Source organism: Spirochaeta thermophila DSM 6192, assembly GCF_000147075.1.
Taxonomy (GTDB): Bacteria; Spirochaetota; Spirochaetia; order Winmispirales; family Winmispiraceae; genus Winmispira; species Winmispira thermophila_A.
Genome location: NC_014484.1, coordinates 1,859,365 through 1,877,164 on the forward strand (window position 1 = coordinate 1,859,365; position 17,800 = coordinate 1,877,164).

At 64.6% G+C, this 17,800-nt stretch carries 24 protein-coding genes and 1 tRNA gene; 11 read left to right on the forward strand and 14 right to left on the reverse strand.

Annotated features, from left to right (window positions below):
* The first annotated feature begins 1 nt into the window (after position 1).
* The 4 genes from STHERM_RS08425 to STHERM_RS08440 all read left to right on the forward strand — a co-directional run bounded on the left by STHERM_RS08425 (position 2) and on the right by STHERM_RS08440 (position 1,976).
* Entirely contained in the window at positions 2 to 736 is a 735-nt protein-coding gene (locus STHERM_RS08425) for an arginyltransferase (RefSeq protein ID WP_013314466.1), read from the forward strand.
* A 145-nt stretch (positions 737 to 881) separates the two neighbouring features.
* Positions 882 to 1,097 carry a hypothetical protein gene (locus STHERM_RS08430; RefSeq protein ID WP_013314467.1) on the forward strand — a complete coding sequence of 72 codons (216 nt, stop codon included), beginning with the start codon at positions 882 to 884 and terminating at the stop codon, positions 1,095 to 1,097.
* Between the two features lie 133 nt (positions 1,098 to 1,230).
* Positions 1,231 to 1,596, forward strand: a complete 366-nt coding sequence (locus STHERM_RS08435; RefSeq protein WP_013314468.1) for a nucleotidyltransferase family protein — start codon at positions 1,231 to 1,233, stop codon at positions 1,594 to 1,596.
* Entirely contained in the window at positions 1,593 to 1,976 is a 384-nt protein-coding gene (locus tag STHERM_RS08440) for a HEPN domain-containing protein (protein WP_013314469.1), read from the forward strand. The genes STHERM_RS08435 and STHERM_RS08440 overlap by 4 nt, the downstream gene beginning before the upstream one ends.
* 73 nt (positions 1,977 to 2,049) lie before the next feature.
* On the opposite strand, the gene STHERM_RS08445 is transcribed toward STHERM_RS08440, so the two are convergent.
* Positions 2,050 to 2,121: transfer RNA gene (locus tag STHERM_RS08445), tRNA-Gly, on the reverse strand.
* Positions 2,122 to 2,389: 268 nt separating this feature from the next.
* On the opposite strand from STHERM_RS08445, the gene STHERM_RS12570 reads away from it, so the two are divergent.
* Together STHERM_RS12570 and STHERM_RS08455 are read left to right on the forward strand one after the other, a co-directional pair.
* The gene (locus tag STHERM_RS12570; protein WP_148223899.1) at positions 2,390 to 3,493 is read left to right on the forward strand and encodes a class I SAM-dependent RNA methyltransferase; all 1,104 of its coding nucleotides are present in this window, start codon (positions 2,390 to 2,392) and stop codon (positions 3,491 to 3,493) included.
* Between the two features lie 119 nt (positions 3,494 to 3,612).
* Positions 3,613 to 4,263 (forward strand): hypothetical protein, encoded by a 651-nt coding sequence (locus tag STHERM_RS08455; RefSeq protein WP_013314471.1) that lies wholly within the window; start codon positions 3,613 to 3,615, stop codon positions 4,261 to 4,263.
* Between the two features lie 55 nt (positions 4,264 to 4,318).
* Here the strand turns inward: STHERM_RS08455 and STHERM_RS08460 are convergent, their stop codons facing one another.
* From STHERM_RS08460 to STHERM_RS08500, 9 genes are all read right to left on the reverse strand, one after another.
* Positions 4,319 to 4,720: a hypothetical protein gene (locus STHERM_RS08460; RefSeq protein ID WP_013314472.1), complete on the reverse strand. Its 402-nt coding sequence runs from the start codon at positions 4,718 to 4,720 to the stop codon at positions 4,319 to 4,321.
* A gap of 13 nt (positions 4,721 to 4,733) precedes the next feature.
* A complete protein-coding gene (locus STHERM_RS08465; protein WP_013314473.1) occupies positions 4,734 to 5,360 on the reverse strand; it encodes a hypothetical protein in 627 nt (208 codons plus the stop codon).
* A gap of 25 nt (positions 5,361 to 5,385) precedes the next feature.
* Complete coding sequence (locus STHERM_RS08470) at positions 5,386 to 5,613, reverse strand: hypothetical protein (RefSeq protein ID WP_013314474.1); 228 nt, start codon at positions 5,611 to 5,613, stop codon at positions 5,386 to 5,388.
* 32 nt (positions 5,614 to 5,645) lie between these two features.
* The gene (locus STHERM_RS12680) at positions 5,646 to 7,979 is read right to left on the reverse strand and encodes an endonuclease MutS2 (RefSeq protein WP_148223900.1); all 2,334 of its coding nucleotides are present in this window, start codon (positions 7,977 to 7,979) and stop codon (positions 5,646 to 5,648) included.
* An 81-nt stretch (positions 7,980 to 8,060) separates the two neighbouring features.
* The gene (locus tag STHERM_RS11905; RefSeq protein ID WP_013314476.1) at positions 8,061 to 8,219 is read right to left on the reverse strand and encodes a hypothetical protein; all 159 of its coding nucleotides are present in this window, start codon (positions 8,217 to 8,219) and stop codon (positions 8,061 to 8,063) included.
* A 35-nt stretch (positions 8,220 to 8,254) separates the two neighbouring features.
* On the reverse strand, positions 8,255 to 8,728 hold the full coding sequence (locus tag STHERM_RS08485; RefSeq protein ID WP_013314477.1) for a hypothetical protein: 474 nt from the start codon (positions 8,726 to 8,728) through the stop codon (positions 8,255 to 8,257).
* Between the two features lie 82 nt (positions 8,729 to 8,810).
* Positions 8,811 to 9,743, reverse strand: coding sequence for a ribosome small subunit-dependent GTPase A (gene rsgA, locus STHERM_RS08490; protein ID WP_013314478.1), 933 nt, complete (start codon positions 9,741 to 9,743; stop codon positions 8,811 to 8,813).
* Positions 9,740 to 10,600, reverse strand: a complete 861-nt coding sequence (murI, locus tag STHERM_RS08495; RefSeq protein WP_013314479.1) for a glutamate racemase — start codon at positions 10,598 to 10,600, stop codon at positions 9,740 to 9,742. The genes rsgA and murI overlap by 4 nt, the downstream gene beginning before the upstream one ends.
* Entirely contained in the window at positions 10,533 to 10,814 is a 282-nt protein-coding gene (locus STHERM_RS08500; RefSeq protein WP_013314481.1) for a hypothetical protein, read from the reverse strand. The genes murI and STHERM_RS08500 overlap by 68 nt, the downstream gene beginning before the upstream one ends.
* A 49-nt stretch (positions 10,815 to 10,863) precedes the next feature.
* Between STHERM_RS08500 and STHERM_RS08505 the strand changes: the two genes are divergently transcribed.
* Together STHERM_RS08505 and STHERM_RS08510 are read left to right on the forward strand one after the other, a co-directional pair.
* A complete protein-coding gene (locus STHERM_RS08505) occupies positions 10,864 to 11,472 on the forward strand; it encodes a pentapeptide repeat-containing protein (protein ID WP_041623492.1) in 609 nt (202 codons plus the stop codon).
* Positions 11,469 to 12,062 (forward strand): MBL fold metallo-hydrolase, encoded by a 594-nt coding sequence (locus STHERM_RS08510; protein ID WP_013314482.1) that lies wholly within the window; start codon positions 11,469 to 11,471, stop codon positions 12,060 to 12,062. Before STHERM_RS08505 ends, STHERM_RS08510 begins: the two co-directional genes overlap by 4 nt.
* On the opposite strand, the gene STHERM_RS08515 is transcribed toward STHERM_RS08510, so the two are convergent.
* Genes STHERM_RS08515 through STHERM_RS08525 form a run of 3 tightly spaced genes read right to left on the reverse strand, consistent with a single transcriptional unit; the run spans position 12,010 to position 14,157 of the window.
* Positions 12,010 to 12,969, reverse strand: coding sequence for an RluA family pseudouridine synthase (locus STHERM_RS08515; protein ID WP_013314483.1), 960 nt, complete (start codon positions 12,967 to 12,969; stop codon positions 12,010 to 12,012). The genes STHERM_RS08510 and STHERM_RS08515 overlap by 53 nt on opposite strands.
* Entirely contained in the window at positions 12,962 to 13,468 is a 507-nt protein-coding gene (locus STHERM_RS08520) for a hypothetical protein (protein ID WP_013314484.1), read from the reverse strand. The genes STHERM_RS08515 and STHERM_RS08520 overlap by 8 nt, the downstream gene beginning before the upstream one ends.
* Positions 13,465 to 14,157, reverse strand: coding sequence for a YggS family pyridoxal phosphate-dependent enzyme (locus tag STHERM_RS08525; protein ID WP_013314485.1), 693 nt, complete (start codon positions 14,155 to 14,157; stop codon positions 13,465 to 13,467). The genes STHERM_RS08520 and STHERM_RS08525 overlap by 4 nt, the downstream gene beginning before the upstream one ends.
* 133 nt (positions 14,158 to 14,290) lie before the next feature.
* On the opposite strand from STHERM_RS08525, the gene pdxS reads away from it, so the two are divergent.
* The 3 genes from pdxS to ispH are packed head-to-tail and all read left to right on the forward strand — an operon-like array spanning position 14,291 to position 16,705.
* On the forward strand, positions 14,291 to 15,196 hold the full coding sequence (gene pdxS, locus STHERM_RS08530; protein ID WP_013314486.1) for a pyridoxal 5'-phosphate synthase lyase subunit PdxS: 906 nt from the start codon (positions 14,291 to 14,293) through the stop codon (positions 15,194 to 15,196).
* Between the two features lie 3 nt (positions 15,197 to 15,199).
* On the forward strand, positions 15,200 to 15,787 hold the full coding sequence (pdxT, locus tag STHERM_RS08535; protein WP_013314487.1) for a pyridoxal 5'-phosphate synthase glutaminase subunit PdxT: 588 nt from the start codon (positions 15,200 to 15,202) through the stop codon (positions 15,785 to 15,787).
* A gap of 12 nt (positions 15,788 to 15,799) precedes the next feature.
* Positions 15,800 to 16,705, forward strand: a complete 906-nt coding sequence (ispH, locus tag STHERM_RS08540) for a 4-hydroxy-3-methylbut-2-enyl diphosphate reductase (protein ID WP_013314488.1) — start codon at positions 15,800 to 15,802, stop codon at positions 16,703 to 16,705.
* On the opposite strand, the gene STHERM_RS08545 is transcribed toward ispH, so the two are convergent.
* Entirely contained in the window at positions 16,683 to 17,756 is a 1,074-nt protein-coding gene (locus STHERM_RS08545; protein WP_041623785.1) for a polyprenyl synthetase family protein, read from the reverse strand. The genes ispH and STHERM_RS08545 overlap by 23 nt on opposite strands.
* Positions 17,757 to 17,800 lie beyond the last annotated feature (44 nt).

A 17,800-nucleotide genomic window follows, 5' to 3' on the forward strand; every position in this document is an offset into this window, starting at 1 on the left:
CATGGCCGACAGGCGGCACCACAGGTTCGAGAACCCGCTCGAACTCCTCAGGAGGCGGGACCTCCTCCTCCCCGGCGGGGCCGAGCCCTGCCCCTACCTGGAGGGCCGCACCTGGGCCACCGAGGGCCTCGTCGCCTCGGTCATGGACGGCTCCCTCTACGAAGCCCTCCTCCCCTACGGCCTCCGCCGGAGCGGATCGTACTTCTACCGCAACGTGTGTCCGGGCTGCACGGCCTGCATCCCCCTCCGGGTGGATGCCACCCGCTTCCGTCCCTCCAAATCGCAGCGCCGCGTCCTCAAGAAGAACCGTGACGTACGCATCATCGTAGGCACCCCCAACTTCGACCCCGAGGTCTACCTCCTCTACCGCACGTACGTCTCCCGGTGGCACAAGCGCCCTGCCCCCGACGAGGAGGAGTTCCGCCACTTCCTCTGCATAAGCCCGGTGGAGACCCACCTCATGCGCTACTACGTGGAGGACCGGCTCGTGGGGGCGGGGTGGGTCGACATCCTTCCCCACGGGATAAGCAGCGTGTACTTCGCCTTCCACCCGGACGAACGCGCCCGCTCCCTCGGCACCTTCTCCATCATGAAAGAGATCGAGTACGCCCGACTCCTGGATAAACGCTGGCTCTACCTCGGCTTCTATGTCGCAGAGAGCCGCAAGATGAACTACAAGGCACGCTTCAGACCCCACCAGCTCGCCCTCGACGGCAGGTGGATCCCGAACGAGTGACTCCTTACCGAAATTTCACCCCCTCCTCATACACCCCTAACCGCCGCATCTCATCCTCGGGACGAGCCGCAGAGGAGGTGAACGATGCACACCGGCGCGCAGGCACAGGAGTCCACCGCCCGGAGAGGCCCCTCCCTCTCACCCGTTGCCGACACCCGCATCCTCATGCGCGACCGAGCAGCACAACCCCGAGGGGGCCACCTTTTCCTACGACCGCATCACGCGTGCCGTGGATGCGTGGGACGGGAACGACATTCGCACCCTCAAGGACCTCATCCTCCACGAACACCTCGCCTTCAGGGACAGCCACCCGCAGGAAGACGACATCACGTTCTTCCTGCTTACGATATATCCCCCCTAAAAGGAGGAAGGGCATTCGCCCTCACCAAGGAGGTACGAGAGAAAAAGCCACACCCCTCCGCAGGGAGGGGTGTACGTTTTTGCCGCACGGATCTCTCATTGCAGCATCCTCATACTCCTGATAGGATACATATATGAGTATTACTCATCGAGGCAAGGATATGGGAGAACAAGTTGCCAAAGAAACCATACGTACCGCGAAGGCCGTGATCGAAGAAGAAGTTGAAAAGGCGGGCTTTCATGTGGCACGTATTCTTCTTTTTGGCTCACGGGCCCGAGGAGATAGCACTGCACACAGCGACTGGGATTTCTACGTGGTGGTCGATACACCGATCGATTTTCCCACGAAACGGCGTGTAGCCGGCAGCATACAAATGAGACTCGCAGAGCAGCACATCTTCTGTGATATCATCATCCAGAGCCGGGAGGCGTTTGCTCACCTCAGCCGTTCAAAGAACACCGTTTCTTACCTAGCCCGCACCGAAGGGATCAGGATATGAACGAGCAGGTGGAGAAATGGCTTCTCAAAGCAGAGCACGACCTCATCGTGGCGAGAAACGAGACTAAGATAGAGGGGGCTCCTACCGATGTAATATGCTTTCACTGTCAACAGGCAGTGGAAAAGTATCTCAAAGCATTTCTCACCCACCATCAGGTCGATATGCGCAGAACCCATAACATTGCAGAACTTCTCACTCTCTGTATCGAGAGGGATAGAGACTTTGAAGAATTAAAAAAGCGCCGTATCTACGAGCTCACCATCTACGCGGTACAGGTCCGCTATCCCGATGACTTCTACATCCCCTCGCCTGAAGAGACTGCAGAGGCACTCACAATGGCTGAATACACCCGGGCGTTTGTGATGAGGAAGCTCTCGTAGCACGCACCTTCGAAGGGAAACACCATGCTCCTTAAAAAAACACACCCCTCGGTCCCGAGGGGTGTGTGCTTCGAGCGAGCGAGGGGAATCGAACCCCCATCACCAGCTTGGGAAGCTGGGGTAATAGCCATTATACGACGCTCGCCTGTGTGGAATCTATAATAGCGAAAACCATCCTCTTTGGCAAGAGCTTTTTCACGCAGGCACTGTCTAAGGAGGAACAGCGCGTCGGAACGCGCGAGGATCATCTTTTCCCGAATGCACGTCCTACCCCATCCGGCAGATGACCCCAAACCCCCCTCCCCCAGTCCCTTCTGACAGGTCGGTTTTTCTCACAGGGGAAGGGGTTAGGGCACTAGGCGGCGGGGTGGGGTGGATGAGGAGGGGCCTGGTGGGGTAGGATGGGGCCCGGTATGGAGCGCTATGTCCTCAAGGTAGAGAAGCTCATTCCCGGTGGGATGGGGTTGTGTCGGCATGAGGGGCGGGTGGTGATGGTGCCGGATGTGGTGGATGGGGAGGTGGTGGAGGTGGAGGTGGTCGCGCGGCACAGCGACTACGACGAGGGGGTGCTGGTGGGGGTGAGGGAGGGGGCGGCGGCGCGGGTGGCTCCGAGGTGCGGGTACTACGGGGTGTGCGGGGGGTGCGTGCTCCAGCACGTGGCGTACGAGCACCAGGTGGCGGTAAAGCGGGGATGGCTGGAGGAGCACCTGCGACGTGAGGGGGTGAGGGAGGTGCCGGGGTGCGAGGTGTACGAAGGGCCGGCGTATGGGTACCGCAGCAGGTTCCAGGTCCACATAGAGGGGGGCAGGGCGGGGTTCCTGAGGCGGGATCTGACGCACCTGGCGGTGGAGGGGTGCGAGGTAGCCCACCCGGCGTGCGCGCCGATCTTCACGCGGCGGTACAACGGCAGGGCGCGGAAGCTGGGGTTCCTGGGGTGGGAGGGGCGGCTGTGGGGCGGGGAGGAGCCGGAGGAGTTCAGGGTGGAGGTGGGGGGATATGTGTTCTTCGGAAGGACGGACCTGTTCTTCCAGAGCAATCTGTTCGTGCTGGAGAGGCTGCTCGAGTGGGTGGAGGGGGTGGTGTCGGCAGGGGACGGGGGGGAGGCGTGGGACCTGTACGCGGGGGTCGGGGTGTTCTCGCAGGTGCTGGCGCGGAGGGGGTGGCGGCCGCGGCTGGTGGAGAGCGCGGTGGCGGCGCTGGGGTATGCGGAGCGGGGGCTGGGGGGAGGGGCGGCGTACGTGGGGGTGTCGGCGGAGCGGTTCCTGAGGGGGTATCGCGGGGGGGTGCCGGGAGTGGTGGTGGCCGATCCGCCGAGGAGCGGGTTCTCGCGCACGGTGCGGGGCTTCTTCGAGGCGCAGAGGGTCCCGCTGTTGGTCTACATCTCGTGCAATGCTGCCACCTTCGCCCGAGACGTGGCGCATCTTATGCGGGCCGGGTACCGACTCGCACGCCTCGCCTTCTTCGACTTCTATCCCCAGACCCCGCATATGGAGGTGGCAGGGGTGCTTCACACATGAGCACAGAACTCTCGATGTGAGGAGGTCGAATCACCCTTGAATTCCTACCCACTGTGCGCTATATTGAAGTATAGAGGAGAGCGTGTCTCCATATCATCTTCCGGACGGGAGGGATCACCATGAAAGCAAGAGAGGTTGCAGGAGTACTCGTTGCGGCGTCTTTGCTTCTCTCTGTGTTCTTCACCGGATGTGACACTGGTGCAGCTGACACTGGTGCAGCAGGAGAGATACCTTTGCTCGGCGGCTGGAAGATTATCAGCGTAGAAAAAACCTACCCATCCCAGGAAACAATCGTGCTCCCGATTGATGTGTTTGCGGACCTAGGGAATGACGATGCTGACGGGGACGGCTGGATCGATGTGGATATAGATAGCGACGGTGAGGAAGAAGAGTGCTGGGCCTATATGTACGTACGCATCAGCGAGACCAGTATGGACCTGTACTACGAGTTCAGCGGGGACGACCCTGGTGCCTCCATGTTCGATTCGACTCCCTGGAAAGACATCGGAGTAAGCGGCTTCGGTATGTACCGCTCTCTTGCAGAGAGCGGAGAGGTCGACGAAATCGCGGAAGACAGTATGCGGGTGAGTTTCGAAGGCGGATGGTTAGAAATGGGGTACACTGTTGAAGGCGATGAGGCAACGGTAGAGGTTACCGTCTACGACGAGCAAGGCGAAGTTCAAGAACGGCAGACCGTGACTGCACAGCGCGCCAGTCAGGAGGAACTCGAGGAGATGGAAAACGCTCCCGATTTCTCGGGATTATTATGATACGAAAAACGGTCGAAGAACTGGAATCTCCTGCCAGGCTGAGGGCCCGGCATGCTCAGGTCTCTCTCCTCAAGGAGAGATCCCCTACGATCTTGTAGACCTCCCCGTCTTTCACCACTTTGAAGTGACGATCCGGGAAGGCCTCGTCGAGAAGCCGCTGGAGATGGGAGAGGGCATCCCGGAGGATCTGCTCGCGCAAGGCGGGGTCCACGTGGGAGAGGGTGGCGATCCGCAGGTCGACTACGTATCCCTTGCCGTACCGGGTCCCAAATCCGGGTGAGAAGCTCGCCCCTATGGAGAAGAGGCCGTCCTGATCCTTGCTCGAGGTGGCACCGCGTGGCGGCCGCACCGGGTGCAGGGGATACAGGCCCTCATACCGCTCCTCGAGGTAGTCGTCTACCCTGTCGAAGAGCTCCTTGAGCTTCCTCTCGAATGCCACCAGGTAGGGATGTTCCACCTCACCCTCCCGGTTACCAGCTCACCTTCCATGTAGTGGGGGCCTTGTTCTGGACGATATCGGAGACGGTGAGCACGAGGCGGGCGGTACGGGCATCCACCTGCTCGCCCGGCTCCCACGAGGAGAGGCGCGCAGGGACCCTCACCTGCCACGAGACCGTGTACTCCCCGAAAAAGGCCTCGATAAAGGCGCGGGTATCCTCGTCGAACTCCGCCTCCTCAGGGGTGTAGAGGGTGATGATGAGGCTGTTCCCCTCGCGGCGTACCCCCTGACCGCCGCGTGCGAGCCATGCATCGAGGGCCTCCACCGAAGAGAAGCCGAGTTCCATCCTGACGATGATGTGTTCGTCGGTCTCCTCCGCGTTGTACGAGCGCAACGTGAGGCCGGGATGCTCTTCGAGGTCCTGCTCGATGGCCTCCCGGGAGAGGGGAACCGGGAGGAGAGGATCGGGATGCTCGAAGTCCGGAGGCTCCTCCATGGTCTCGGTCTCGATGAGGGCCCTCGGTATGGTGTAGGTGATGCCACACACGCCGCTCCCGTCCCGATCGAGCGAGAGGTTCACCTCCTCGGATATGCATGAGGTGAAGAGAAGAAGTCCCAGGGTGAGAAGGGGTAAGAGCCTCTTGCCTCGAGATCCCATGGCATCTCCTTTCCATGTATTCCGGCTATTCCGGCGCATTCTGCGTGATGTCCTCCTGATCGGGTGTCACCTTGCCCGGCGTGGGGGCGGGCTTTTCCTCGAACTCCGGGAGCTTTCCCCGTATCACCTTGGAATGTCGGTTCACCGCGGCCAGGTAGAGGATGATGAGGAACCCCACGAAGAAGACCGCGGTCATGAGGAGTACTTCCCAGCGCGTGAAGACACGCAGGTAGAGGAGGAACTCCCGCACCATACCCCGATACTACCCCCACCCACCTCCCCCGCTCAACCCCCCTCCCCCTGCTTCAGCCACACGAGCGTCCGCCCGAATCCGCCCTGTTCGGGCGGGGCGAACTGGAACCGCTCCACATGAGGGTGCGCCCGCAGGAGGTCCTGCACCCCCTTCTGGAGCACCCCCGTCCCCGTGCCGTGCACCACACTCACCTCCCGCATCCCCGCCAGCACCGCCCGGTCGAGCCACTCCTCCACCACCCGCCGCGCCTCCTCCAGCCGTATCCCCCGCACATCCAGCACCACCGGCACCCCGCCCACCGTCTCCCGCTCCACCACCACCTCCGGCCCCCTCGCCCCCCGCCCCTCGTCCACCGGCACGAGCTCCTCACCATCCACCACCACCCGCATGGTGGGAAACTGCACCACCCACTTACCCCGCTTCTCCTCCACCACCACCCCCTCCGCACGCGTCCTCACGTGCCGCACCCGCATCCCCGGCTCGATCCGCACCCTCCGCCCCCTGCGGCCCTTCACCCGCTCCACCTCCGCCTCCTCACGCCCCACCCGCTCCTCCACCCGCGCCACCACCTCCCTCGCCCGCCGCTCCGCCTCGCGCCTCCCCTCCCGCACCTCCCGCACCGCCTCCTCCACCCGCCTCCGCGCCTCCCTGAGAAACTCCCGCAGATCCCTCACCCCTTCACGCCTCAACTCCGCCTCCCACCGCTCACACGCCTCCTCCCGCTCCCTCAGTGCCCGCTCACGAGCCTCCACCTCCCTCTCACGCCGCGCACACTCCTCCTCCCGCCACGCAAGCTCCTGCTCCCGGGTGAGCAGGTTGCGGATGAGCACCGACACCTCCTGCCCGCGCCCCGAAAGGTACTCCTCCGCCCGCCTGCACACCCCCTCCGGCACCCCCATCCGCCGCGCGATCGCCAGGGCATAGCTCGCCCCCGGCACCCCCGGCGTGATCGTGTAGAGGGGCCTGAGACTCTCCTCGTCGAAGTTCACACTCGCGTTCATCACCCCCGGCGTGGCGTACGCATACGCCTTGAGCGCCGCCTGATGCGTCGTCACCAGCACCCACGCCCCCCGCTGCCGCAGCTCCTCCAGCACCGCCACGGAGAGCGCACCCCCCTCCTCCGGATCCGTCCCAGAACCCAGCTCATCGAGGAGCACGAGCGAACGCGCATCCGCCTGATCCAGCACCTCCGCCACTCGCTTCATGTAGGCCGAGAACGTGGACAGCTCGCTCTGGAGCGACTGCTCGTCGCCCAGCACCACCAGCACCCGCTCGTACACGGGAAGCACCGTCCCCTCCTCGGCCGGCACCTCCATACCGAACTGGTGCATGAGCACCGCGAGCCCCAACGTCTTGAGGAAGACCGTCTTTCCCCCCGCATTCGCCCCCGAGAGCACGCACACCCTCACCCCCTCCTCATAGGCAAAGTCCACCGGCACCGCCTTCTCCCCCAGGAGCGGATGCCGCAGCTTCCTCCCCACCGGCCGATCCCCCCGCGCAGGAGCCACACACCGATGCACCGCACCGTAGCGCGCCTTGGCGTACGCCGCATCGAGCACCCCCAGCACCCCCCGGGCGTACTCCACCTCGGCCCACCTGGCCCGTACCCGCTGAGAAAGCTGCCCCAACAGCCGGTCCACCACCTCCTGGTAGCGGTTCTGCTCCTGGACGAGCAGGTTGTTCTGCTCCACAATCTCGAACGGCTCGATATAGGCCGTAGCCCCGCTGGACGACACCTCATGCACAATACCCCGCACCCTGCCTCTGAAATTGATATTCACGGGCAGCACCGTGCGCCCCTCGCGCTGGGTGGGAACCGCGGCCCTGAAGACTCCCTCAAAGGCCGGATCGTGCAGGTAACGGTAGGCGATGCGCTCGATCTCCTCTTGAATCGCGCGGATCCGCTGCCGAATCTGCCTGAGCTCGGGCACCTGCTCCTCCCTGATCTCGGGCGGAAAGGCAATGTAGCGCGAGAGGAGCTCGTACTCGGCCGAGAAATCGGGCAACGCGGCCGCAGGACCGCTGAGCGGGGGAAGGTCGGCCTCCACGAGCGAGGCGCGCAGACGCATGAGCGCCTCGAACCACAACATGTAGGCACACAGATCTTCCAGGGAAAGCCGTGCTCCCTCGGTCTTGAGCAGACCCTGCAGTGCCCCGATATCGGGAAACGAGGGAGGAAGCTCCACGCCCCGGGCGATGAGGGTGCGCCACGCCCCCACCCGCGCAAGCTCCTCCTCGATAAGACGGGGATCGGTGAAAAACCCCTGCTCCCCGAGTCTTCGCCGCCCCTCCTCACTCAAGGCATACGAAGCGACCTCTTCCAGGATGAGAGGAAACTCAAGCCGCTCAACCGACCGCGCATCCATGCCCCCATGGTACGGCAACACGCCCCCTTCCGCAACACCCACCCCCGCACAAACACACCGGGAGGACGCCCTCCCGGTGCCTTACAGCGACACACCGGTGGAGAGCTTGATCCCCCACGACTCGAAGTACTCGACGTTATACGTGTCGGCTGAGAAGCGGAAGAGAAGATTGTGCGTGAGGGGGACGAAGATGCCCAGCTCCAGCCCCCACGGCCACATCGCCGGCACCTGTTCCTCCATGCGGTCGAATCCCTCAAGGGAAGAGGAAGGCCCCCTCACTCACCTTCGCAGGAAAGGTCCTGCCATCTCACCATGCCGTGGGGAAGCTCCCGGTTGAGCGGCGGGACCTCGCCGAAGCGCCTGAAGTAGCACTTGAGGAGGCGCTCCTCCTCGCGCTTGGCCTCGGAGGGAGTGGAGAGGCCCGCATACGAGTACTGGAGCGCCCACTCACCCTCCTCGATGCGGCGGGCAAAGGCCTCCACGTTCCTCATAAGGAAGAAGGCGAGCTTTCCCTCGGCGTGTCGCGCCCTCCTTCGGCGCATGGCCTCGTGAAACCTGAGGAGCCGACGCCGGATGCTCCTCGCCCTCCCTATGTGGAGGATCCCCTCCTCGTCGGTGGCGAGGAAGCGGGGAATGGGGACAGGCCGTCCGGCCCCATCCACCAGACGGAGACAGTAGACCGAAGGGGTGTCGGGAAGCCGGTGGGACGGGATCTCATCCACAGGTCTCCATGTGTGCCATGCGAGCATCGCGGGCCTCTCCTCGACGAAGTATCCGACGGCAGTCCGTAGCGCGCTCTCTCATGGGAGGGCGCGGCCGGAATCCTGCCTCTCACCCGTACTCCTCCTGCTCGAGGAGCTCGAGCTCCTCCCGCAGCCTGAGGTAGCTCTCGTAGCGCTCGGGGTCGATGCGGCCTTTCATCACCGCCTCTTTCACCGCGCAGTCGGGCTCGTCCATGTGCTGGCACGAGGGATAGGCGCACTCCTTGGCATAGGGCTCGAACTCGCGGAAGCACCACCCCACATCACGGGAGGAGGTCCCGTAGGGCACGAACTCCCGCACCCCGGGGGTATCGATCACCTCGAAGCCCCGGGCATGGAAGAGGCGTGAGTAGTTGGTGACGTGGGAGCCACGGTTGTACTTGCGCGAGATCTCCCCCACACGCTGGCCTGCGCCGGGCACGAGGGTGTTGAGGAGCGACGACTTGCCCACCCCCGATTGCCCCACGAGCACCACGGTCTTCCCCTGAAAGAACTCCACCAGGGCGGGGATCCCCTCGCCGGTCTTCACCGAGATCATGCGCACGTGGTAGCCGATCTCGGTGTAGAGGGAGAGACGGCGTTCCACGTGTGGGGGGACGCCCAGGTCCTTCTTGTTGAGGAGCACGAGGGCCTCGCACCCTTCGGTGAGCTCGGCCGCCACGAGGACCCGGTCGATGAAGCGCGGCCTGAAGGGCGGCTGGTCGGGGCTCATAAGGCAGACGAGGAAATCGAGGTTGGCCGCGAGGGTCTGGGGGGCCTTTCGCTTGAGGTTGTAGCGGAGAAAGGCGTTCTTCCGTTCGAGCCTGCGCTCGATGGAGCCCTTGTGCTCCTCGATGGGGTTTTCCTCGAACTCCACCCGGTCGCCGGGAGCGAGGGGGTTGTAGTCTCCTACGGCATCCTCGAGGACTTTTCCTTTTATACGGCACTCGTAGAGGGCGCCCGTGCCTTCCTCCTCTACGGTGAAGATGTTGTTGATGCCCATGAGCACCAGGCCTCTTCTCATTCGAGCACACCTCCAAAGGAGACTCCGTAGTGCCGGGTGAACCTGACATACCGACCCTCGGGAGGGGTCCGCCCGGTGAGGTAGAACGAGGCTGTAGAGGGGCCCCTCCTCCCACAGGGGAGGTACGAGAGGAGGTGGACGAGCCTGCGGCCCACTCCTTCCCGGGAGTCTATCACCTGCACGTGCTCCCCTGCGAGGGAGCGGATCTGGGCCTCGAGGAACACGAAGTGGGTGCAGCCGAGCACGATGGTGTCGGCGCCCTGGGCCACACAGCGCTCCACCGCCTCCCGGACTGCGGTGCGGCGTTCCTCCTCTGCGGCATCGATGAAGCGGTGTTCCACGAACTCCACGATGTGCGGGGAAGGGACCTTCACCACCCGCGCGCCGTTCGCATAGGCGGCGATGAGCTCGTCGGTGTAGAAATCCCTCAGGGTCCGCTCGGTGGCAAGAAGGCCTACGACGCCCGTACGGGTGAGGGAGGCGGCGGGCTTGATGGCGGGCACCACGCCCACGAAGGGGATCTCGTACCGGGCACGCAGGGCGGGCAGCCCCACCACCGAGGCGGTGTTGCAGGCGAGCACCACGAGCTTCGGCCTGAACCGGCGAAGCAGATCGGCCACCAGGTCCACCAGGATGGCCTCGAGCTCTTCGTGGGATCTGGGACCGTAGGGGAAGTGGGCCCTGTCGGCGACATAGACGAACTCCTCGCCCTCGATGTGCTCGAGGGCCCACAGGAGGTAGGGGATACCGCCTATCCCAGAATCCAGAAAGAGCACCGGCCGGCACGAGTCATCCAAAGAGGTCTTCAAGCGCTTTGCGAGCTCTTCTTCGTTCCTCCGCGTTCCTGTCTCCTGCATGGTCCTCTTCCGTCGGTGTGAAGTAGTCGCAGAAATTGGCCCTGTCCTTCTCGGCGACCCGTTCGGGGATGGTCTCCCTGCACTCCCAGTGGGCGTTGGGATCGTAGAATCTGCAGTTGAGGCAGACCCGTGCCTCCTTGCCACAGGAGGGGCAGAGCGTGGAACGGTACACCTTCTCCACCTCGATGGGCGCCCCGCAGGCATAGCATCTCATGGTGTATATTCTAATTGTAAAATCCACGGAAATAAAGTATCCTGTGCACATGTTCGTCCCTACGCCGTGTGCACATGAGGGATGTCCGGGTTTTGCCGTCTCGGGGTACGATCGGTGTTTCTCCCATCTTACGGCCGATGAACAGGAGGCGTTCGCCTCCCGGATACGTGAGATGCTCACCCGGCAGGAGCGGATCACCGATCTCTCGCTCTCGGGCATGGACCTTTCGGGGCTTCCGCTCTCGGGGAAGCGGCTATATGCCTGCAATCTCTCCGGATGTCGTCTCTCGAACACCAGGGTGGAGAAGCTCCTGCTCAGACTCTGTTTCCTGGACGGGAGTGTCTTCGAGGGGGTGACATTCACCGGCCTGGATACGAACTTCTGCAGTTTTGCGGGGTCGCGTGTGGTGGGGTGTACAGTGGAGGAGTCGGATGTGCTCACCTCGAATTTCAACGGCAGTATCTTCGAGGAGAGCGAGTTCAAAAGCTGCGATCTCTACCACTCCCGCTTCATGCTGAGCTCGCTCAGGAAGGTCCGTTTCTACGACTGCAACCTGAAGCGTACGTACTTTATCGGGGCTCTGTTGGAGGAGGTGACGTTCCCCTACTCCAACGACGAGGATGCCTACTTCGCGCCGAAGGAGGAGACGCCGCTGTGAAGGTCTTCGCCCACTTCTCGCTCCCGGGGTTCTCCAACACGTACCTGGTGGGTCCCGAGGAAGGGGGGGATGCGATCCTGGTGGATCCGGGGTGTTTCGACGAGTACCTCCTCAACCTGGTGGAGGATCACGGCTACTACGTGCGGCACGTGCTGGTCACCCACGGCCACCGGAACCATTTCCAGGGGATCAAGACGATTCTCAGGATCTACGACGCCACGGTCTACGCGAATACGCCTCACCTCGATGGGGTGTTGTGCGAGATGGTGCACGAGGGGCGGCGGCTCGATCTGGGGTGGGTGGAGGTGAGGGTGCTCTCCCTTCCCGGCCACTCGCGGGACTCGGTGGCGTATGTGGTGGGGCCGTACGTGTTCACGGGCGATGCCCTCACCTCGGGGAAGGTGGGAAGTCCGGTGAATCCTCAGGGGAAGGCGCTCCTCATCGCCTACCTCAATCAGAAGCTGCTCGCGCTTCCGGGACACTACATCATCTTTCCGGGGCACGGGCCTCCCACCACGGTGCGGACCGAGGCGGCGTTCAACGTGGATCTCCGTCTGACGCCCGGGCGAGGGCCCGGAGTATCTGTTTGAACCGCCGGGGGAGCGGGGCCCTGAAGGTGAGGAGGCCCCTCCCGGGGATGCGGATGGTGAGGAGATAGGCGTGGAGCATGAGGGTGGCGTCGGGGAAGCGGGTGTCGGGGCGGGCGTAGAGGGGGTCTCCGAGGATGGGGCACCCAAGCGCGGCGGTGTGGACGCGGAGCTGGTGGGTGCGGCCGGTGGTGGGGTAGAGGGCGACGAAGGAGTGGGTGCCGAAGGCGGCGAGGAGGCGGTAGCGGGTGTGGGAGTACTTGCCCCGGTCCGGTGTCGAGAGGAGGGTGAACTTCTTGCGGTGCACGGGGTGACGGGCGAGGTGACCTTCGATGTCTCCTTCCCGGGCAGGGGGGGTGCCTTTGAGTACGGCGAGGTAGAGTTTCTTCGTCTCTTTTTCCTTGAACTGTGCGGCGAGGAAGTGGTGGGTGGCGGGGTCTTTGGCCACCACGAGGACGCCCGAGGTGTCTTTGTCGAGGCGGTGGACGATGCCGATGCGCATGCGTTCCTCGTCATCGAGCTCCTCCGAGGTGGCGCGGGCGGCGAGTTCGTGTGAGTAGTGGAGGAGGCCGTGGACGAGGGTGCCGGTGGGGTTGCCCGCCCCGGGGTGTACGACGAGGCCCTGGGGTTTGTCGATGACGAGGCAGTGCGGGTCTTCGTAGAGGATGGTGAAGGGGACGGGTTCGGGGGTGAGATCGGGTGGGGCTTCGGGGAGGAGGGTGCCGGCGATGCGGGCGCCGGCGTGGACGCGCTGGGAGGGTTTGGCGGGCCGGCCGTCGAGGGCAAGATCGGCGATGCGCTGCTTGACCTGGCTGCGGGTGATGCCGAGGAGTTCGGCGAGGGCCTGGTCGAGACGGAGTCCGTCGAGGTGGGGGGGGACGTGGAGGGAGAAGGGGGTGGGGTCAGTCATGGGCATCCCCGGGGGTGGGGTAGGTGGCGAAGGGGGAGGGTGCGGCGTGAAGGGGGGCGGGCCGGAGGGGAAGGAGGGGCTGAGAGGCCTGGGGGGCGGGGGTGGGGGCCGGGGCGGCGGGCCGGGAGGAGCGGCGGCGAGCCACGATGAGGGCGTCGATGAAGGCGGCCGCGAGCGAGATGCCGCCGGCGATGAGGTAGATGCGGAGGTGCTCCTCGTCGGAGAGTGGCTCGCCGCCGGGCTGAGTAAAGGGGGCGGGGGCGTAGCGGGGATCCCAGTCGTGGGTGGCGTAGCGGTAGAGGGAGTACCCGAGGTTGGTGAACAAGAGGGCAAAGGGGAAGATGCCCAGTGAGATGATCTCGAACCGGCGGATGGTGTGCGCCCAGGTGGGGAACTCCTCGGGCCGGTAGGGTTCGTAGGGCGGGGGGGTGGCCTCGGGGGAGAGGGGGGTGAGGGGGAGGGCGAGGAGGACGAGGAGGGAGGTGAGGCGGGCTCTCACGGGGCACGCTCCCCGAAGAGCACCGTACCCAGGCGGAGGATGGTGCTCCCCTCCTCGATCGCGATGGGATAGTCGTTGCTCATGCCCATGGAGAGTTCGGCGAGGGGGAGCGAGGGGAAGGCCTTCTGCATACGAGAGGCCAGCTCGCGCAGCCCCCCGAACACGGCCCGGATCACCCTCTCGTCGTCGGTGTAGGGCGCCATGGTCATGAAGCCCCGCGGCTCGAGGGCGGGACTTGCGGCGAGGCGCTCGAGGGCCTGGCCCACCTCTTCCTCGGTGCGGAACCCATACTTGGTCTCCTCCCCTGAGATGTTCACCTCGACGAGCACAGGGAGCCTTCCTCCCCGATCCCCCCACGCCTTCTCCAGGGCCTCGATGAGGGGGATGCGATCGACCGAGTGGATGCAGGAGAAGAGCTCCACCGCCTTCCTGGCCTTGTTGCGCTGGAGGTGGCCGATGAGGTGGAGCTCGGCATCGGGGGGAAAGGCCTCTCGCTTGGAGGCGGCCTCCTGGAGTCTGTTCTCGCCGAAGAGTCTGATGCCCGCACGGTAGGCGTCTGCAATCGCCTCAGGGCCGTGGAGCTTGGTGACGGCCATCACCCGCACCTCCTCCGGCCGCCTCCCCGCTTTCACGCACCGTTCCCTCACCTCATCGAGGATGCGTCGTATGTGTTCCTCCCGCTCCCTCATCTCCTACTGGTTATAGCACAAGGACAACGATGAGAAAAGGCCGCCGCCGGCCCTCAGGCCCTTTGTCTTACCTTGACGCTCAGGGATCGAATGGCATATTGTTTTCCATGATACCATCCGGAGAGGGAAGGCTATGAGCGAGAAGCTGTGGTCCGAACGTCAGACTGCGACCTGGCGCACCAAGGTGGGGCTCGCCGAGATGCTCAAAGGCGGGGTCATCATGGATGTGGTGACGCCGGAGCAGGCGCGTATCGCGGAGGATGCAGGAGCTGCCGCGGTGATGGCGCTCGAGAGGGTGCCTGCAGATATCCGCGCCCACGGTGGGGTGGCGCGCATGTCCGATCCCGAGATCATCATCCGGATCCAGGAGGCGGTCTCCATCCCGGTGATGGCGAAGTGCCGCATAGGGCACTTCGTCGAGGCACAGATCCTGGAGGCCCTGGGGGTCGACTTCATCGACGAGAGCGAGGTGCTCACCCCTGCGGACGAGGAGCATCACATCTGGAAGCACGATTTCAAGGTGCCGTTCGTGTGTGGGTGCCGCGATCTGGGCGAGGCCCTCAGGCGGATAGGCGAGGGTGCGGCCATGATCCGCACCAAGGGAGAGGCCGGCACGGGCGACGTGGTGGAGGCGGTTCGACACATGCGCGCGGTGATGAACGGGATACGCAGGCTCACCACCTTGAGCGACGAACAGCTCATGACCGAAGCGAAGCGCCTGGGTGCTCCGTTCGACCTGCTGCACGAGGTAGCGAAGACCGGCAAGCTCCCGGTACCCAACTTCTCCGCAGGAGGCATCGCCACCCCGGCCGATGCCGCGCTCATGATGCAGCTCGGGGCCGAGGCGGTCTTCGTGGGGTCCGGGATCTTCAAGTCGGAGAATCCAGCCAAACGGGCCAAGGCCATCGTGGAGGCCGTCACCTACTACAACGACCCGAAGAAGCTCGCCGAGATCTCCCGGGGGTTGGGCGAGCCCATGCACGGGATCGAGGTGCGCACCATCGAAGAGGGCAGACAGCTCGCCCACCGAGGCTGGTGAGGAATGAGGGTAGGGATACTGGGACTGCAGGGCGACTTCGCCCTGCATCAGCGTATGCTCGCCTCCTTGGGAGTGGAGACGAGGATCGTCCGCTCGATGGAAGACCTCGAAGGCTGCGCCTCGCTGGTGATACCCGGCGGTGAGAGCACCACCATGGGGGGGCTCCTCGTCCGTTTCGGCATGCTCGAGGCCCTCTCGGCCCGCATAAGGGAGGGCCTTCCCGTGTTCGGGACCTGCGCGGGCGCCATCCTCCTCGCCCGAGAGATCATAGGGTATCCCGACCAGCCCCGCCTTGGGGTGCTCGAGATCTCCATCGAACGCAACGCCTACGGCAGGCAGAAGGAGAGCTTCGAGACCGACGTGCTCATCCCCTCCCTCAGGGAGCAGCCCTATCGGGCGGTCTTCATCAGGGCGCCCATCATCCGCGCGGTGGGACCCGGCGTCGAGGTGCTCGCCTGGTTCGAAGACCTTCCCATCCTGGTGCGCCGGGGGCACATCCTGGCCGCCACCTTCCACCCGGAACTCACCGACGATCCGTGCATCCACCGGTACTTCCTTGAACAAGTGGCCTCGCGGCTCACGGTCCGGTGACGAGGAGTTCTCATGGAGATACTCGCCCCCCGATTTTCGGGATTCTGCCCGGGCGTGAAGAAGGCGGAAGATGCACTCCTTGCCCTCCGCAACGGCACGGATGAACCGCTCTACGTCCTCGGCGAGCTCATCCACAACCACCACTTCATCGAGGAACTCGAACGACGGCGCATCCATACCGTCTCACGTATAGAGGACATCCCCGAGGGGGCCCATGTGGTCATCAGGACACACGGCATCCCACGGGAGGTGGAGGAGCGCCTCAGGGAACGATTCCGTGTCACCGACCTCACCTGCTTCAAGGTCAAGGCCCTCCAGAAGGTCATCCTCGACCATGACCGAGCCGGATACGCCGTACTCATAAGCGGCAAGAGGAAACATCCGGAAGTACAGGGACTCGTGAGCTACGCCCGGAAGGTGTGGGTGCTGGAGACGAACGAGGAGATCGAGTCGTTCTTTCGAGAGGTGAAGGAAGACCCCTCCCACCCCCTCCACCCCCCGCAGCCCGTGCTCCTCGTCTCCCAGACCACCGCCCCCCACTCCCTCTTCGAGGCCCTCACCACCGCAGCCCGCACCCACCTCCCCCGTCACACCCTCGCCGTCCACAACTCCATCTGCCCCATCACCACCCACAGGGAAGAAGCCGCCCTCGCACTCCAGGACCAGGTGGACCTCACCCTCGTCATAGGCGATCCCTCATCCTCCAACGCCGCCAAGCTCTACGAGCGGCTCAAGGCGCACAACCCCGCCACCTGGTTCATCACCTCGGTGGACGACCTTCCGGCCCTCCACCCCCACCTCCGCCGGGCCACCCGCATCCAACTCGTCTCCTCCTCCTCCACCCCCCCCAGCCAGGAAGCAGCCATCCGCACCCACCTCCTCACCCACTACGACACTACGCCCTCCTCCTCAGATTGAACGCCGCGAGCTCCTCGATCAACCTCCTCCCCTCCTCCCCCACCCCCAGCCCCGCCACCCGCTCCTCCACCCGCCGCACATACCCCTCCACCAGGCGCCCCACCTCCTCCCGCACCCCCCGCTCCTCCACCATCCTCCGCACCCATCCGAGCTCCTCCTCCCCCACCTCCCCTCCCCACACCCCATCCAAACGCCGCCGCTCCTCCCCCTCAAGCCGCTCCCGCAGGAGCACCCAGAACACCGTCCGCTTCCCCTCCCGCACATCGCTCCCCGCAGGCTTCCCGATCTCCTCCTCGCTCCCGAACAACCCCAGCTCATCGTCCCGTATCTGGAACACCACCCCCAGAAGCTCCCCCACCTCCTCAAGCGCCCCCCGCACCCCCTCGTCCGCCCCCGCGAGCAGCGCCCCCAGCGAGAGCGGCACCGAGAAGGTGTAGCGCCCCGTCTTGTAGCGGTACACCCGCAGCACATCCTCCAGCCGCACCCCCTCACCCGCCGCCCCGTACCACACATCGTCCATCTGCGCCACCCCCACCCGTGCGTACTCCTCGGCCACGCACCGGAGGAGCGCATCCCGCATCGCCTCCCCCCTCCCCACCCCGGCGAGCAACCCGAACCCCAGGAAGAACGCCACATCCCCCACACACACCGCGAGCGCCTCCCCCACCCTCCGCGCCTCACGCACCCCCTCCTCACCCGCCCGCCCCTCGTACTGCGCGAACATCGAAGGCCCCCCACGCCGGACCCGATCCCTGTCCATCACATCATCGTGCACCAGGAGCCCCGACTGGAACAGCTCCAGCGCCGCCCCCACCCGGGCGCACCACTCCTCCGGCGCCCCACCACACACCCCCGCCCCTGCCCACACGAGCGCACCCCGCACCAGCTTCCCCCTCCGCGCAAACCCGAAGAGCCGGCCCACCGCATCCTCCCCCCAGCGCCCCGTCCCGGACACCACACGCCGCGCCATCTCCTCACCTTCCTCCAGCACCCCCTCTATCGCCCCCCTCGCCCGGGCGTACAGATCCTGCCACAGCGACACATCTCCCATGCACACCTCCAGGTTCAGCATACTACGGATCGCCTCCCCTTTAT